The organism is Streptomyces silaceus (assembly GCF_001419745.1).
GTDB lineage: Bacteria > Actinomycetota > Actinomycetes > Streptomycetales > Streptomycetaceae > Streptomyces > Streptomyces silaceus.
The window spans coordinates 1-15,476 of record NZ_LIRJ01000250.1 but is presented as its reverse complement, the minus strand read 5'-3'; the positions used below and the strand labels follow the sequence as shown (position 1 = coordinate 15,476).

Genomic DNA, 15,476 nt, shown 5'->3' with positions numbered 1-15,476 from the left:
CTGCCACCCCCGCTCCCCCCACTGCTTCCACTTCTGGTTCTACTTCTGCTTCCGCTTCCACGGCTTCCGTGCCGACGCCCCTCGCGCCCGGCGCCCTCCCGCTGATCGGGCACGGCCTCCGGCTCGCGCAACGCCCCTTGCAGTTCATGGACTCACTGCGCGAACACGGGCCAGTGGTGCGCATACAGCTGGCCCGCACCCCGGCCTATGTCGTGACCGATCCGGCCCTCACCAAGGAGGTGCTGGTCACTGGTGCCGCCGACTACGCTAAGGGCGGGCGCATCATCGACGCGCTCCGCGTCTTCTTCGGCGACGGTCTCGCCACGGTCGCCGACGGCGACACGCACATGAAGAACCGCCGTCTGATGCAGCCCATGTTCAACCGCGCCCACATCGCCACCCGTGGCGACGCGATGATCGAGCAGGTGCGGGAGATCGTCGACTCCTGGCCGGAGGACGAACCCCGGGACACGCTCGCCGACATGACGGAGCTGACCCTCGCGGCCTTCCTGGGCGCCCTGTTCGGTACGGACCTGCCGGCGCATCTGCAGGACGACTTCCTCGCGCTCATGCCGCCGATCATGCGGGGCACCATCCGCCAGACGCTCCTGCCCGGCTGGGTCAACCGGCTCCCGCTCCCCGCCAACCGCGCCCACGCCGAGCGCGTGGCGCGGCTGCGCCGCCTCATCGACCAGGCCATCGACCATCGCACGGCGGCCCTGGACGCCCAGAAGTCCGCCCCCGCGAAGGGCTCCGCTGACGCCGTGGGTGAGGGCGAGGTCCCGGCCGCGGCGGCGCAGTGCCCGCACGTCGGCACCACCGGCACCACCGGCGCGGGCACCGGCACCCCGGACACCGGACTCTTCGACACCCTGCTCACGGCGCCCGAGCCCCTCTCCCGGCGCCAGCTCCAGGACGAGGCCATCACCCTGCTCACCGGGGCCATCGAGACCACCAGCACCACCCTGGCCTGGGCGCTCTACGAGATCGACAAGAACCCCGAGATACGGCACCGCCTCCAGGAGGAGCTCAAGACCGTCTGCGGCGGCGACGGACCCCTGCGCCACGAGCACCTGGACCAACTCACCTACACCCGCGCCGTCCTGCAGGAGTCCATGCGCCAGTACGGGCCCGCCTGGCTGGTCACCCGTACCGCGACCCGCACCCTCACCCTCGGCGGCCACCGCATACCCGAGGGCGCGGACGTGGTCTACAGCCCCTACCTCCACCAGCACGACCCCGCGGTCTTCCCGCACCCGGCCCGCTTCGACCCCGACCGCTGGAGCGAGCGCCCCGACGCGGCCACCCGCGGCTCCTTCCTCGCCTTCGGAGCCGGCCGCCGCAACTGCATCGGAGAGGCCTTCGCCTGGACGGAGCTCCTGATCGTGCTCGCCACGATCACCCGGAGCCGGCCCGGACTCACCCTCGCGCCGGGCTCCTCGGCACCCCGTCCGCAGGCGGTGGTGACCGTCAAGCCGGACAACTTGATGATGGTTCCCCGCCGTTGACGGGCTTCCGGCGTTGAAGGTCTCCCGCCGTTGACGGTCTTCCGCTGTTGATGGTTCACCGCTGTGGAGGAGCGTGCTCCGCACGCGGGGCACGCCGGTACAGCCCCGCGATCGCCGCGCACTGCAGCGCCATGGACACCGCCATGGCGCCGCAGATGCCCGGGAGGCCCGAGCCCGACATGGCGTACGCGAGCGCCAGTTGTGCCACGACGCCGCACGCGGTGATGCGCGCGAGGGCGGGGGAGGCGCCGCTGCCCTCGAACACTCCGCCCAGCGCGATGAAGCAGGCGAGCAGCAGCAAGTACGGTCCCAGGCAGCGGAGGTAGAGCGCTCCCGCCCCGGCCACCTCGCCCTCGCCGCCGAAGGCCCGCATGATCCACGGGGCGGCGGCGAGCAGGAGCACCGTCGCCGTGAGGCCGAGCGCGGCGGCGACGATGACCGCCTGTCGCCCCACGGCCCGTCGTTCGTCGCGCCCGGCGCCCAGCAGGTGCGCGGTGTGGATGGCGGCGGCCTGGCGCACGGCGTAGAAGGCCATGGTCGCGACGTACGTCGCCTTCGTCGCGATGCCGTAGGCGGCGAGTTCGTCGACGCCGATCCGGGCGACGACGGCGACGAGGGCCAGCGAACCCGCCATCCGCGCGACGAAGTCGGCCGACATGGGCAGCCCGGTCGCCGCCGTCCTGCGGGCGTCGGCGAGGAGGGAGCCGCCCCGGCTGGGGTCCGCACCGGCCGCTCGGCGCAGCGCGGCGTTGCGGCGCAGCGCGACGAAGCCGCAGACGAGCGCCGCCGAGCGGCCCAGCACCGTGGCGATCGCCGCGCCGCGCACCCCGAGGCCGCACCCGAGGATGAGCACGGGGTCCAGCACCAGGATCAGCCCGTTCGCGAGCACCGCGAGCCGCATCGGGGTACGGGTGTCGCCCGCGCCTTTGAGGATGCCGTCGACGACGTTGGTCGCGAAGAACACCGCGATCCCCGGCAGGGCGATGGAGAAGTAGCCGGTGGCGAGGGCGAGTTCGGCACCGTCGCCACCCCCGAGAACCAGGCGGGCGAGGGGCTCGCGGCACAGAAAGCCGCCGACGGCGACGACCGGCGTGACGAGGGCCCACAGGGTCCAGCCGCCGCGCACCGCCGAGCGCACCGCCGCGCCGTCCCGCGCGCCCCTGGCCCGCGCGACCAGCACGGTCGTGCCCGACCCCGCGACGAGGACGACGCCGAGCAGCAGGTTCTCGACGTTCGTGGCGACGGCGACCGCGGCGACGGCCGCACCGCCCAGCCGGGCCACCCAGATCATGTTGATGACCCCGGCCGTGACTCCCGAGAGCAGCTCGAAGTAGACGGGATACGCCAGTGACACGAGCCTGCGCCGGTGCGCCGCAGGTGTGTCCCGCCGCGCTGCGAGCGCGTGCCGATGCCCCACCGAGCCGTGCTGATGCTCCGTCGTCCCCATGACCGCCCCCTCTGACCACCGCTTCCCGCTGTACCTCGATTAGAGGTACAGCGAAAAGAGATAACATGGCGGCGCGGAGCGGGCAAGGGTCCGACGGGTGGCGCGGGAAGGGGTGGTCCGGCACATGCTGGAGCTGTCGATTCTGGGATTCCTCTACGAGGAGCCCCTGCACGGATACGAGTTGAAGGCCCGCATCCAGAGCCTGAGCGGCCACATCCGCCCGGTCAGCGACGGCGCGCTCTATCCGGCGATCACCCGCCTGGTGAAGGCGGGCCTGGTCGACCAGCGAACCGAACCCGGCAGCGGTGCCGCGCCCCGCAGGACCCTGTCGCTCACCGATGCCGGGCGCGCCGACCTGCATGCCAGACTCCGTGATCCCAAGGACGCCGAGATCACGGACGGGCAGCGCTTCTTCACCCTGCTCGCGTTCTTGCGCCACCTGCCCGACCGGGCGGAACAGGCCGCGGTCCTGCGGCGCCGGCAGGACTTCCTCGACACCCCGTCGAGCTTCTTCTACCGCGACGGCGAACCGGTGCGGGCCGAGGAGGCGCCGGACCTCTTCCGCCAGGGCATGCTCCGCATCGCCCGCGCCACGACCGTCGAGGAGAAGGCGTGGCTGGACGAGGCGATCGCCGGCCTGGAGGGTCCGGTCCGCCCGGGAGTCCGGTGACGCGGCGGCTCGCCCGGCGGCTGGTGGCTCAGTAGCCGATCGTGAAGCGCCGCTGGACGAAGCGCGGCGACTCCACCTCGTCGACCAGCGCCACGGCCGCGTCCTCCGCCGAGATGTGGCTGCGTCCCTCGGAGTCCAGGACCTGCTGGTCGCCGCCGATCCGGAAACGGCCGGTCCGTTCGCCGGGGAAGATCTCCTCGGCGGGGCTGAAGTAGGTCCACAGCCGGTTCGACAGACGCAGGACGTTCAGCGCGTCGCGATGGCCGCGCACCGCCGCCGCGTACTCCCGGGGGAGCCCCAGCCCGTCGAGGCTCCGGTGGACGATCTCGTCCGAGTCGGCGTGCACGACCCCCGGTTCGACCTCCAGGCTGCCCGCGCCGCCGATCACGATCAGCCGGGTCCTGGGGCGGCTCTCCAGCGCCTTGAGCAGGGACCGCGCCGCGGTGGCGTAGACCGTGGGGTCGGCGATGGAGCGCGTCACGGTGTCCGTGAAGTCCTTGGCCGCGTTGCCCGGCTGGTATCCGCTGATCAGTACGTCGAGGCCGGGCAGGGCGGCGGCGACGGCCGCCGGGTCGAAGAGGTCGAGGCTCGCCCAGGTGATGCCGTCGCGCCGCTCGCCGGCCGCGGCCCGCGCGCCGTCGCGGCTGAACGCCGTGACGCGGTGGCCGCGTTCGAGCGCCTCGGCGACGACCCTGCTGCCGATGGTTCCGGTGGCTCCGATGACTCCGATGTGCATGGTTCTCCCCTGTTCATGCGGGCATGGCTGGGTGGCGCCGGCTCGGCCGCAGGTGCGGCGAGCGACGTCACGGCCATGACTATACGGTGTGAAGTGAAATGCACGCCGTATAGTTTCGATACGGCAGTCAGTGAACGTGACGCTGTAGAGTGATCGAATGGCGAGTACCGGAAGCACGGCGCGGCGCGAGCGGCTGCGGGCCGAGACGACGGCCGAAATCAAGGACGTGGCACTGAAGTTGATGGCCGCGGGCGGCCCCGACGCCATCACCCTGCGGGCCATCGCCCGCGAGATGGGCATGACCGCCAACGCCCTCTACGGCTACTTCGCCACCCGCGACGACCTGGTCACCGCGCTCGTCAAGGACGTGTACACCGCCCTGGCCGACGCCGTGGACGCCGCCTGGGAGGCCGCTCCCGCCGACGACCCGGCCGCCCGCATCCGCGCCTGGGCCGATGCCTTCCGCGCCTGGGCGCTGGCCGCCCCCGAGGGGTTCCGGCTGATCTACGGCGACCCCGTGCCCGGCTACCGCGCCCCGGAGGGCGGCGCCGCCCCGGACGCCGCGCGCCGCGTCTGCACGGGCCTCGCCGCACTCGCGGCCGCCGCCTGGCCCCATGCCGGACACCTCTACGAGGACGAGGAGTTCGACTGGTCGGACTTCGACCCCGGACTCCTCGACAAGGTGCGCACCGCCTTCCCGGAGCTGCCGCCCGCCGCCGTCGCCCTCGCCCTGCGCATCTGGGGCCATCTGCACGGACTCGTGTCGCTGGAGGTCTACGGCCACCTGCGCACCCAGACGAAGAGCCCGGACAAGCTCTTCCACGCGGAACTCACCCAGCTCATCCGGGTGTGGGGCATCGGCCCGGGGGGCCCGTCATGACCGGCGCCGCGCGCGACCTGCGGATCAGGCAGGGCGGCCCGGCGGACGCCCCGGCCGTTCTGGGCATGCTCGACGCGGCGGTGGCCTGGATGAACGGCCGAGGCAACACCGAGCAGTGGGGCACCACGCCGTTCTCGCGCACACCGGACGGGCCGTCGCGCGTCGAGCGGTACACGACCGACAACGACCCCTACATCGCGGAACTGGACGGCACGCCGGTCGGCGCCCTGGTCCTGGACCACGGCCCGAGCCCACGGATGCCGATCGCGCCCGCCGGGGAACCCGAGCGGTACGTCCGGCTGCTGGTCTCCGACCGCCGGCACGCCGGCCTGGGCGTCGGGGCGGCACTCCTGGCCCACGCCGTCGAGGAGACCCGTCGGGCCGGCGTGCGGCTGCTGCGGGTCGACTGCTGGGCGGGCGGCGGAGGCGAACTGGTCGCGTTCTACGAGCGGAACGGCTTCACGCCCACCGACCGCTTCCTCTCCGGACAGTGGCCGGGCCAGGTGCTGGCACAGCGGGTGGACTGACACCCCAAGGGCCGAGTCGGGGAGCGTTCCCTCCACGGATTTCCCTGGCGTTCGACCGTCTGACCGTCGCCGGCATGGGGCACGGTAGTACCGGACGACGGCCGACCCGGCCCAGCGGCGGTTTCGGACAACACCACACAACAGGGGAGAGCGATGCGGACACCGATGACGGTCATGGACTTCCTCGACCGGGCGGAGCTGGGCTTCGCCGCCGATTCCGGCGTGATCGACGAGCCGCTGCAGCCGGGACCGGCGGTCCCGGAGTCGACGTACGGACGCCTCGGCGAGCGGGTCAGGGCCTGGCAGGCGGGGTTCGACGCGCTGGGCGTCGGCGAGGGCGAGCGCGTCGCGGTCGTCAGCCCCAACTCCGCCCGCCTCCTTGAGCTGTTGTTCGCCGTGCCGATGAGCGGCCGCATCTGCGTGCCGGTCAACTTCCGGCTGTCCCCCGAGGAAGTCGAGTACGTGGTGCGGCAGAGCGGCGCCTCGGTGCTGCTCGTCGACCCGGAGCTGGACGACGCGCTGTCCGGCGTCAAGGCGCGCCACCGCTTCGTCCTCGGCGAGCGGACCGAGACCGAGCTGATGCGCTTCGGCGTCGAGCCGCGACCCTGGGCGCACCCGGACGAGGACGCCACCGCGACGATCAACTACACCTCGGGAACGACCGCCCGCCCCAAGGGAGTTCAGCTCACCCACCGCAACATCTGGGTCAACGCGCTGACCTTCGGTCTCCACACCCGCGCGTGGGAGCGCGACGTCTACCTGCACACGTTGCCGATGTTCCACTGCAACGGCTGGGGCATGCCGTACGCGATGGCCGGGCTCGGCGCGCAGCAGATCGTGCTCCGCAAGGTCGACGGCACGGAGATCCTGCGCCGCGTGGACGAGCACGGCGTCACGCTGATGTGCGGCGCTCCCGCGGTGTGGAACGCGGTGCTCGACGCGGCGACGGCCTGGCAGGGCGAGGTGCCGGGCCGTGACCGCGTACGGATCGTCTGCGCGGGCGCCCCGCCGCCGAGCCGCATGATCCAGCGCGTGGAGGCCGAACTGGGCTGGGAGTTCACCCAGATCTACGGCCTCACCGAGACGTCGCCGCTGCTGACCTTCAACCGGACCCGGGCCGCCGACGCCGACCTGCCCGCCGAGGAGCGGGCGCGCAAGCTCTCCCGTGCGGGGCTTCCCGCGCTCGGGGTCACGCTGAAGGTCTCCGACGCGGGCGAGGTCCTGGCCCGCTCGAACGTCGTCCTCGACGGCTACTGGGAGAAGCCCGAGGAGACCGAGGCCGCCCTGGAGGACGGCTGGTTCCACACCGGGGACGGCGGCACGCTCGACGAGACGGACGGCCGCCTGACCATCTCCGACCGCAAGAAGGACGTCATCATCACCGGCGGCGAGAACGTCTCGTCGATCGAGGTGGAGGACACGATCTTCAGCCACCCGGCGGTCGCCGAGGTCGCCGTCATCGGCGTGCCGCACGGGAAGTGGGGCGAGACGGTCAAGGCCCTGGTGGTCCTCGCGGAGGGCGCGAGCGCCGGGGAGGCGGACATCATCGCCCACTGCAAGGAGCGGATCGCCGGCTACAAGGCGCCGACGAGTGTCGAGTTCCGCGACGCCATCCCGCGCACGGCCACCGGCAAGATCCAGAAGTTCAAGCTGCGGGAGCCGTACTGGGCGGGACGGAGCCGGGGCGTGAACTGACCCCGCGCCGGCCCGCCGCCGCGCCCTCGCGGGACGGCCCGGCGCGCGGACTTCAGACGGGCAGCCGCCCGAGCAGCGCCGCGAAGTCGCTGCCGGGCGGCAGCGTCCCGAAGGCGAGCCCCTGGTCCCCGGCGAGGCGCGAGGCGCAGAACGCGTCGGCCACCGCGGCCGGCGCGTGCCGCACGAGCAGCGCGCCCTGGAGCACCAGCGCCGCACGCTCGATCACCCGGCGGGCCCGCAGCGGCGCGTCCTCGGTCAGTACCAGCTCACCGCTCAACTCCCGCCAGGCGGCGTCCAGCCGGCGGTCGGCGCCGGCGGCCGCCTCGATCTCCGCGCGGAACGCCTCCAGCGACGCGGGCTCACGCGCCAGGGCCCGCAGCATGTCGAGGGCGTTGACGTTGCCGGACCCCTCCCAGATGCCGTTGAGGGGCGCGTCGCGGTAGAGGCGGGGCATGCCGGACGCCTCGTCGTAGCCGTTGCCGCCGAGGCACTCCAGCGCCTCGGCCACCGCCGCGGGCTGCCGCTTGCACACCCAGTACTTGCCGACGGCCGTGGCCAGCCGGAGGAAGGCCCGCTCCCCGTCGTCACCGCGCTGGGCCCGGTCGGCGGCGCCCGCGAGGCGCAGCGCGAGCGTGGTCGCGGCCTCGGACTCCAGACCGAGATCGGCGAGCACGTTGCGCATCAGCGGCTGGTCGATCAGCTTGGCGCCGAACACCGAACGGTGACGCGCGTGGTGGGCGGCCTGGGCGAGCGCCGCACGGGTACCGGCGGCGGAGCCGAGCACGCAGTCGAGCCGCGTCATGGTCACCATGTCGATGATGGTCCGCACGCCCTTGCCCTCGGCGCCGACGAGCCAGGCGACCGTGTCGTCGAACTCGGGCTCGCTGCTGGCGTTGGAGCGGTTGCCGAGCTTGTCCTTGAGCCGCTGGATGCGGAAGGTGTTGCGGCTGCCGTCGGGCAGCACGCGCGGCACGAGGAAACAGGAGAGTCCGCCCGGTGCCTGCGCCAGGACCAGGAAGAGGTCGTTCATCGGCGCGCTGGTGAACCACTTGTGCCCCCGCAACCGCCAGGTGTCGTCGGCCTGTTCGACGGCGGTGGTGGTGTTGGCGCGCACGTCGGTGCCGCCCTGCTTCTCCGTCATGCCCATCCCGGCGAGCAGACCGCGCTTGTCGGCGGGGGCGCGCAGCCCGGGGTCGTAGACGCGGCTGGTGAGCAGCGGTTCGTACGTCCTGGCCAGGTCGGGGGAGTGGCGCAGGGCGGGGACCACGGCGTACGTCATCGAGACGGGGCAGCCGTGGCCGGACTCGGCGCTGCTCCACACCATGAACCCGGCGGCGCGCGCCACATGCGCGCCGGCCCGGTCGTCCGCCCAGGCGCTGCCCGCGAGCCCCTCGCTGATCGCCACGTCCATCAGCGCGTGGTACGCCGGGTGGAAGTCGACCTCGTCGACCCGGTGGCCGTAGCGGTCGTGGGTGCGCAGCTCCGGCTCGTGACGGTTGGCCTCGTCGGCCCAGCGCTGGACCTCCTCGCTGCCCGTGCGGCGGCCTATCCGGTGCAGGTCGTCCAGGCACCAGGCGGCGCCCTCGCGGCGGACTCCCTCGATGAGGACCGGGTCGTCGGCGACGTCGTGACCCGTCAACGGCGGTGCCTGGTTGGTCACTTCGTGGGTCTCGGCGGTGGGGCGGCCGGCCGGCGCGGGGGGCGCGAGAGGCGCTTGCGGTGCGGGAGTCGCGGACGTCGCGGTCATGGGGTCTCCTCCGAGAGGGGCGGTCGGGCGGCGGTCAGGCGGGCGGCGCGCCCGCACAGCGCAGCGCCATGGCGGTCAGTTCGGCGAGCAGCTCGTCGGTGGTGCGTCCGTCGGCGGTGTCGGCGCCGGGGCCGCCGAGCGGGTCGACGAGGACCTCGCCGATCGCGCCGGTGAGCGCCGCCGCGGTGATCTCGCCGTCCTGGTCGGGCAGCAGCCCCGTCGCCATGCCCTCGCGGACGACCTCGGCGAACAGCGCCCGGTAGCGGCGCCGGAACTCCAGCCGCTCGGCACCCACCGCGGGCTCGGCGGGGGCGGCGAGCAGCGCGTAGGCCAGGCCGCAGTTCTCCAGGGCGCGGCGCGCGAAGACCTCGATGCCGCGGCCGATCCGCTCGACCGGGGTGCCGGGGCCGTGCAAGACCTCGTCCAGCACCGCGACCTCACGTCCGGCGGCGCGCCGGAACACCTCGACGGCGAGGGCCGCCTTGGACGGGAAGTGCTGGTACACCGAACCGGCCGCGATCCCGGCCGAGTCCGCGACCGCGGTCACCGACGCCTGGGCCCAGCCCACCTCGGCGACGACCTCGGTCGCGCGGGCGACGAGACGCTCCCGGGTGGCTTCGAGGCGCTGGAGCTCGGCAGGGGTCTTGCGGTAGGCCATGCAAGAAGTGAACCACCATTCAGATCATCGCACCAGGGTCACGGCCCGGCCGATGACGTCCGTCGGCGCGAGGGCGGCCGGCGGTGCCGTCACCCGGCCAGTGACGTCAGGTAGTCGTCCAGCAGCTCCGCCTGGTGCTGGGGCGTGAAGGTCTCCGGGGCGAACAGGGACTGGACGACGAGGCCGAGCGCGAAGGACTGGGCGCCGGCGGCGATGCGCTCCGGGTCGCCGGCGGGCAGCTCGCCGAGCCGCTGGGCCGTGGCGACCAGGTCCCGCAGCTTCGCCCTGCTCTGCGCGTACTTGCCCGCGTAGTCGTCGCTCAGCGCCGGGTCCGCGAGCGCGGTGTCCCAGGAGGAGACCCAGATGCGGTTGCTCGCGGCGGCCTCGGCGGTCAGCGGCAGGATGCCGAGCAGGGCGGCCCGTACGGCGGACAGGCCGTCCGCGCCGGTGGGCCGGGGGCGGGCGGCGGTGCGCTCGGCCAGCAGGTCGAGCGCGTACCGGACCAGGTCGCGCTTGGTGGGGAAGTAGTGCGTGAGCAGGCCGGTGGTGGCGTCGAGCTCGGCGGCGACGGCCCGCAGGGTCAGCCCGCCGAAGCCGCGCGTGGCCATCACCCGCCAGACCGCCTCCGAGACGTCGCGACGACGCGCCTCGTGATCACCCTTGGTACGTGGCATGCTGCTACCGTACATAGTCATAACAAGTGTTGTGTGAATGTGGGGTCACCTTGTTCTCCTTGCCGCTGCGGGACGACGCCTGTCTGCGCCCGCTGGAGTCCTGGCACGCCGAAGAGTTCGCCGCCCATCTGGACCGGGCGCGCGAGCACATCAGGCCGTGGGTCGGGGCGGGGTTCGTCACCGAGGGCGTCGACGGCGCGCGCGGCACGCTGCGCCGGTACGGCGAGCGCCAGGCCGCGGACGGCGGCCGCCTCTACGGCATCTGGCGCGACGGCACGCTGGTCGGCGGCGTCATGTTCACGGACTTCGACGCCGCCATGGGCGTCTGCGAGGTCGGCTGCTGGACCGAGCCGGGCGGCGAGGGGCACGGCCTGGTGACGAAGGCGTGCCGCACCCTGCTGGACTGGGCGTTCACCGTACGCGGGATGCATCGCGCGGAGTGGCACTGCCGCGCCGACAACGACCGCAGCTCCGCGGTCGCCGAGCGGCTCGGCATGACGCTCGAAGGCGTGCGGCGCGAGGCCTGGCCGTTCGAGGGGGCACGGTACGACAAGCAGGTGTGGGCGGTACTCGCCCACGAGTGGAAGACCGATCACTCCTGACGGCCACTCAGTGAGCCGTCAGGAGTGAGGAGTTCGGGTGCGAAGGGCGGTCGGCCCGACGTGGCGGACCGCCTCAGCGCGCCGCGCCGAGCTGCCGCTTGCGGGCACCCTTGGCCGGCGCCTTGTCCTGGTCGCCCTGTGCCCACAGCGTGCGTACGTGTCCCAGGTGGCGGGACATGCACTTCTCGGCGCCCTTGGCGTCCCCGGCCAGCATCAGGTCGAGGAGCTCCAGGTGCTCCTCGGCCGACGGCAGCAGTTCGCCGCGCTCGTCCAGACCGGTCAGGCCGTACAGCCGCGAGCGCTTGCGCAGATCGCCGACGGTCTCCACGAGACGGTCGTTGCCGGACAGCGCCAGCAGCGAGAGGTGGAACCGCCGGTCGGCCTCCAGATAGGCGATCAGGTCGTGCGCGCGGGCGGCCCGCACGATCTCCTCGGCGACCGGGCGCAGCGCCTCCAGGTCCTCGCGGGCGGCGGTCCGGGTGACCAGGCCGATCATGGGGACCTCGATGAGGGCGCGGATCTCCGTGTACTGGTCGAGGTCGCGTTCGTTGACCTCCGTGACCCGGAAGCCCTTGTTGCGGACGGGCTCGACCATGCCCTCGCGGGCCAGGTCGAGCATCGCCTCGCGCACCGGGGTCGCCGAGACCCCGAGGTCCTCGGCGAGCGCGGGCGCGGAGTAGACCTCGCCCGGCTTGAGTTCACCGGAGATCAGGGCCGCCCGCAGGGCGTTCGCCACCTGGTCGCGCAGACGCTCCCGGGTCGTGATGAGGTCGCGCTGAGACAGGTGGCCCATGGCGGTGGTGTTCCCTTCGTGCCTGCGCCCCGCGCCCTCGTGGCCGAGCGGATCACCAGCGTACAATGTCACGTTGTCTTTGCAGGTGGGCGTGCAGGAGACAACGTATAGGTACGGCCCGCGGTGTAGAACTCCAGGGCGGCGCGGCCCTGTTCGCGTGGTCCGATGCTCGAATCCTTGGCGCCTCCGAAGGGCAGATGGAAGTCGACGCCGGTCGTCGGGGCGTTGACGCGGATCATGCCGGTGTCCAACCGGTCCAGGCCGTGCAGGGCGCGGTCGAGCGATGCGGTGTGCACGGACGTGACGAGGCCGTACGGCACGGAGTTGGTGATCCGCACCGCGTGCTCCAGGTCGTCGGCGGGCAGCAGCGCGGCAAGCGGCCCGAAGACCTCTTCGCGCAGCAGCGGGTGTTCGTGCGGGACCTTCTCCACGAGGGCCGGTGCCGTGTACCAGCCGCTGTCGCCGTCGGGCACGGGTGCCTCCGCCACGTCGGGCAGCCCGGCCCGTGCCCGGCGCACCCGCTCGCGGGCCGCCTCGCCGATGAGCGGGCCGCACACCGTCGACGGGTCGGACGGATCGCCCACGCGCAGGTCCCGCAGGGCCGCCACGAGAGCCTCCCGCAACGGGTCGTACGCGGCGCCCACGGCGATCACTCTGCTGGTGGCGGTGCACTTCTGGCCCGCGTAACCGGCCAGTGCACCCGCGATGTGCGCGGCCGCCTGGGCCATGTCCGCGTCGGGCAGCACGACGGCCGCGTTGAGCCCGCCCATCTCGGCCTGGACGGGAACTCCCCGCGCCATGGCGGCGCGGGCGACCGTGCGGCCCGCGAGCGTGGACCCGGTGAAGGACACGACGTCCGCGGTCGACACGACCGCCTCGCCCTCGCCCGCCCCACCGGGGACGACGGTGAACACCCGGGCGGGCAGCGCGTGCTGGACGATCTCGGCGAGCCGCAGTGCGCACGCCGTGGCCTCCGGCGCGGGCTTGAGGACGACCGAGTTGCCCGCCGCGAGGGCCGGTGCCGCCTTCCAACTGGGAATGGCGTAGGGGAAGTTCCACGGCGTGATCAGGCCTGCGACCCCATGCGGTCTGCGGCGGGTGATCAGCAGTCCCGCCCCGGCGGCCGCCTCGTGGACGGAGCCGATCGCGTCGTAGGGCGCCTGGGCGTAGTACCGCCAGATCGCGACGGACCGCGCCACCTCGGCGCGGGCCTCGGCCACCGGCTTGCCCACCTCGCGCACGGCGAGCGCGGCCAGTTCCCCCGCGGCGGCCTCGATGCCGTCCGCGACCGCGCCGAGGGCGGCGGCCCGCGCGGCCGCGCCGCCGTCCGACCAGCCGGCCTGGGCGCCACGGGCCTCCTCGACCGCGGAGACGGTGGCGAAGGCGCCGGACAGGGTTGTCTCCACGACGACGTCGGACGGGTCCGCCGGATTGCGCGAGACGACCGTGGAGTGGGCTGTGTTCACAGGAGGAATCCTTCGGGGAAGGGATCGTCGGGGTCGAGGAAGTACTGGGCGGTGCCTGTGATCCAGGCGCGCCCGGTCACGCGGGGGACGACCGCAAGGGCCCCGCCGACCGTCGTCTCCTCGATGAGGCGGCCGGTGAACCGGGTCCCGATGAAGGACTCGTTGACGAAGTCGCGGCCCAGCGGCAGCTCACCGCGCGCGTGCAGCTGCGCCATGCGCGCGGAGGTGCCGGTGCCGCACGGCGAGCGGTCGAACCAGCCGGGGTGGATGGCCATCGCGTGCCGCGAGTGGTGCGCGTCGGAGCCGGGGGCCGTCAGATGGACGTGCTTGAGCCCGGCGATCTCGGGTTTGTCCGGGTGCACGGGACGGTCCGGTGAGGCGTTGACGGCCTCCATGATCGCGAGACCCGCCGCAAGGAGCTCGTCCCTGCGGCCGAGCTCGAACGGCAGCCCCAGGGCGTCGAGTTCGACGAACGCGTAGAAGTTTCCGCCGAACGCGAGGTCGTACGTGACCGTCCCGAGGCCCGGCACCGCCACCTTGTGGTCCAGGCCCACGCAGAACGCGGGCACATTGGTGAAGGACGCCGACTCGGCGACGCCGTCGGAGACGTGGACGTCGACGGCGACCAGGCCCGCCGGAGTGTCCAGGGTGACCCGCGTGACGGGCTCGGTCACCGCGACCATCCCCGTCTCCACGAGGACGGTGGCCACCCCGATCGTGCCGTGCCCGCACATCGGCAGCAGGCCGGAGACCTCGATGTACAGGACGCCGTAGTCGGCCTCGGGGCGCGTGGGCGGCTGGAGGATCGCGCCGCTCATCGCGGAGTGGCCGCGCGGTTCGTGCATGAGGAGCGTGCGGAGATGGTCCGAGTGCTCCATGAAGTGCAGCCGACGCTCGGCCATCGTGGCCCCGGGGATCACCCCGACGCCACCGGTGACGACCCGCGTCGGCATTCCCTCGGTGTGGGAGTCGACGGCGTGGAAGACGTGGCGCGTACGCATCGTGTGATGGCCTCCCCTCAGTGGTGGCCGTCGGCGACGGCCTTCTCGGACGCGGACCGCACCGCCTGCTCCGCCGCCCCCGTCAGGGGCAGCCGCGGCGGGCGGGTCGGACCGCCGTGGCGCCCGGCGAGGTCCATGGACACCTTGATGGCCTGCACGAACTCGATCTTGGAGTCCCAGCGCAGCAGCGAGTGCAGCGACTTGTACAGGGGCAGAGCCCGCTCCAGATCGCCGGAGGTCGCCGCGCGGTACAGCTCGGCGCACGAGACGGGGTAGGCGTTCGGGTAGCCGGCCACCCAGCCCACCGCGCCCGCGACGGCGAGTTCGAGCAGCACGTCGTCGGCGCCGACCAGCAGATCCAGCTCGGGCGCCAGCTCGGCCAGTTCATAGGCCCGGCGGACATCGCCGCTGAACTCCTTGACGGCCACGACGTGCCCGGCCGCGTGCAGCTCGGCCAGGAGCGGGGGCGCCAGGTCGACCTTGGTGTCGATCGGGTTGTTGTACGCGACCACCGGCAGGCCCACCGAGGCGACCTCGGCGTAGTGGGCGCGCACCGCCGCGTGGTCGGCCCGGTACGCGTTCGGCGGCAGCAGGAGCACGCTGCCGCAGCCCGCCTCGGCCGCCAGCTCGGTCCAGCGCGCGGACTCCGCGCTGCCGTACGCGGCGACGCCCGGCATGACACGGGCGCCGTCGCCCGCCGCCTCGACCGCGGTCCGCATCACGCGGACGCGCTCCTCGTGGGTCAGCGTCTGGTACTCGCCGAGCGAGCCGTTCGGGACGACGCCGTCGCAGCCGCCGTCGATGAGGAAGCGCACGTGGTCGGCGTAGGCGTCGTAGTCGATCGAGAGGTCGTCGCGCAGAGGCAGCGCGGTGGCGACCATGATGCCGCGCCACGGGCGGGCGGTGCTCCAGGAGGCATTGCTGTTCATGAGTGCTCCAAGGGTGCGGTGGTGGTCGAACGGGGACGTGCGGAGGTCAGGACGGGCCGGCGGACGTGTCGGGCTCGGAGGGCGGCTCGGGCTCCGCGGGGAGCGCGGCCAGCACGGACAGGGGGACCGGGGCGGCGAAGGGG

The 15,476-nt window shown here is 73.1% G+C and carries 15 protein-coding genes; 6 read left to right on the top strand and 9 right to left on the bottom strand.

Annotated elements, in window-relative coordinates:
* Positions 1-68 precede the first annotated feature (68 nt).
* Positions 69-1,508 (top strand): cytochrome P450, encoded by a 1,440-nt coding sequence (locus AOK22_RS23160; protein ID WP_063795314.1) that lies wholly within the window; start codon positions 69-71, stop codon positions 1,506-1,508.
* A 55-nt stretch (positions 1,509-1,563) separates the two neighbouring features.
* Here the strand turns inward: AOK22_RS23160 and AOK22_RS23155 are convergent, their stop codons facing one another.
* Positions 1,564-2,955, bottom strand: a complete 1,392-nt coding sequence (locus tag AOK22_RS23155; protein WP_079036761.1) for an MATE family efflux transporter — start codon at positions 2,953-2,955, stop codon at positions 1,564-1,566.
* Between the two features lie 124 nt (positions 2,956-3,079).
* Between AOK22_RS23155 and AOK22_RS23150 the strand changes: the two genes are divergently transcribed.
* On the top strand, positions 3,080-3,625 hold the full coding sequence (locus AOK22_RS23150) for a PadR family transcriptional regulator (RefSeq protein ID WP_055700629.1): 546 nt from the start codon (positions 3,080-3,082) through the stop codon (positions 3,623-3,625).
* Between the two features lie 28 nt (positions 3,626-3,653).
* Here AOK22_RS23150 and AOK22_RS23145 read toward each other — a convergent pair whose 3' ends face one another.
* Positions 3,654-4,361 (bottom strand): NAD(P)-dependent oxidoreductase, encoded by a 708-nt coding sequence (locus AOK22_RS23145; RefSeq protein ID WP_055700626.1) that lies wholly within the window; start codon positions 4,359-4,361, stop codon positions 3,654-3,656.
* A gap of 157 nt (positions 4,362-4,518) precedes the next feature.
* Here AOK22_RS23145 and AOK22_RS23140 point away from each other — a divergent pair, with 157 nt between their 5' ends.
* From AOK22_RS23140 to AOK22_RS23130, 3 genes are all read left to right on the top strand, one after another.
* Positions 4,519-5,241 carry a TetR/AcrR family transcriptional regulator gene (locus AOK22_RS23140; protein ID WP_055700625.1) on the top strand — a complete coding sequence of 241 codons (723 nt, stop codon included), beginning with the start codon at positions 4,519-4,521 and terminating at the stop codon, positions 5,239-5,241.
* The gene (locus AOK22_RS23135) at positions 5,238-5,768 is read left to right on the top strand and encodes a GNAT family N-acetyltransferase (RefSeq protein ID WP_055700628.1); all 531 of its coding nucleotides are present in this window, start codon (positions 5,238-5,240) and stop codon (positions 5,766-5,768) included. The genes AOK22_RS23140 and AOK22_RS23135 overlap by 4 nt, the downstream gene beginning before the upstream one ends.
* Before the next feature lie 153 nt (positions 5,769-5,921).
* Positions 5,922-7,463 carry an AMP-binding protein gene (locus AOK22_RS23130; protein ID WP_055700624.1) on the top strand — a complete coding sequence of 514 codons (1,542 nt, stop codon included), beginning with the start codon at positions 5,922-5,924 and terminating at the stop codon, positions 7,461-7,463.
* A gap of 52 nt (positions 7,464-7,515) precedes the next feature.
* Here the strand turns inward: AOK22_RS23130 and AOK22_RS23125 are convergent, their stop codons facing one another.
* The 3 genes from AOK22_RS23125 to AOK22_RS23115 all read right to left on the bottom strand — a co-directional run bounded on the left by AOK22_RS23125 (position 7,516) and on the right by AOK22_RS23115 (position 10,542).
* Complete coding sequence (locus AOK22_RS23125; RefSeq protein ID WP_079036760.1) at positions 7,516-9,210, bottom strand: acyl-CoA dehydrogenase family protein; 1,695 nt, start codon at positions 9,208-9,210, stop codon at positions 7,516-7,518.
* Positions 9,211-9,244: 34 nt separating this feature from the next.
* Positions 9,245-9,868 (bottom strand): TetR/AcrR family transcriptional regulator, encoded by a 624-nt coding sequence (locus tag AOK22_RS23120; RefSeq protein ID WP_055700623.1) that lies wholly within the window; start codon positions 9,866-9,868, stop codon positions 9,245-9,247.
* 89 nt (positions 9,869-9,957) lie between these two features.
* Positions 9,958-10,542, bottom strand: coding sequence for a TetR/AcrR family transcriptional regulator (locus AOK22_RS23115; protein ID WP_107102010.1), 585 nt, complete (start codon positions 10,540-10,542; stop codon positions 9,958-9,960).
* A 50-nt stretch (positions 10,543-10,592) separates the two neighbouring features.
* Here AOK22_RS23115 and AOK22_RS23110 point away from each other — a divergent pair, with 50 nt between their 5' ends.
* Entirely contained in the window at positions 10,593-11,144 is a 552-nt protein-coding gene (locus AOK22_RS23110) for a GNAT family N-acetyltransferase (protein WP_055700621.1), read from the top strand.
* A gap of 73 nt (positions 11,145-11,217) precedes the next feature.
* Here the strand turns inward: AOK22_RS23110 and AOK22_RS23105 are convergent, their stop codons facing one another.
* The 4 genes from AOK22_RS23105 to AOK22_RS23090 form a co-directional block, all read right to left on the bottom strand.
* Entirely contained in the window at positions 11,218-11,937 is a 720-nt protein-coding gene (locus AOK22_RS23105) for a GntR family transcriptional regulator (RefSeq protein ID WP_055700620.1), read from the bottom strand.
* A gap of 68 nt (positions 11,938-12,005) precedes the next feature.
* A complete protein-coding gene (locus tag AOK22_RS23100) occupies positions 12,006-13,403 on the bottom strand; it encodes an aldehyde dehydrogenase family protein (RefSeq protein ID WP_055700619.1) in 1,398 nt (465 codons plus the stop codon).
* Positions 13,400-14,404, bottom strand: a complete 1,005-nt coding sequence (locus AOK22_RS23095) for a proline racemase family protein (RefSeq protein ID WP_055700618.1) — start codon at positions 14,402-14,404, stop codon at positions 13,400-13,402. Before AOK22_RS23095 ends, AOK22_RS23100 begins: the two co-directional genes overlap by 4 nt.
* Before the next feature lie 17 nt (positions 14,405-14,421).
* Complete coding sequence (locus AOK22_RS23090) at positions 14,422-15,333, bottom strand: dihydrodipicolinate synthase family protein (RefSeq protein WP_055700617.1); 912 nt, start codon at positions 15,331-15,333, stop codon at positions 14,422-14,424.
* Positions 15,334-15,476 lie beyond the last annotated feature (143 nt).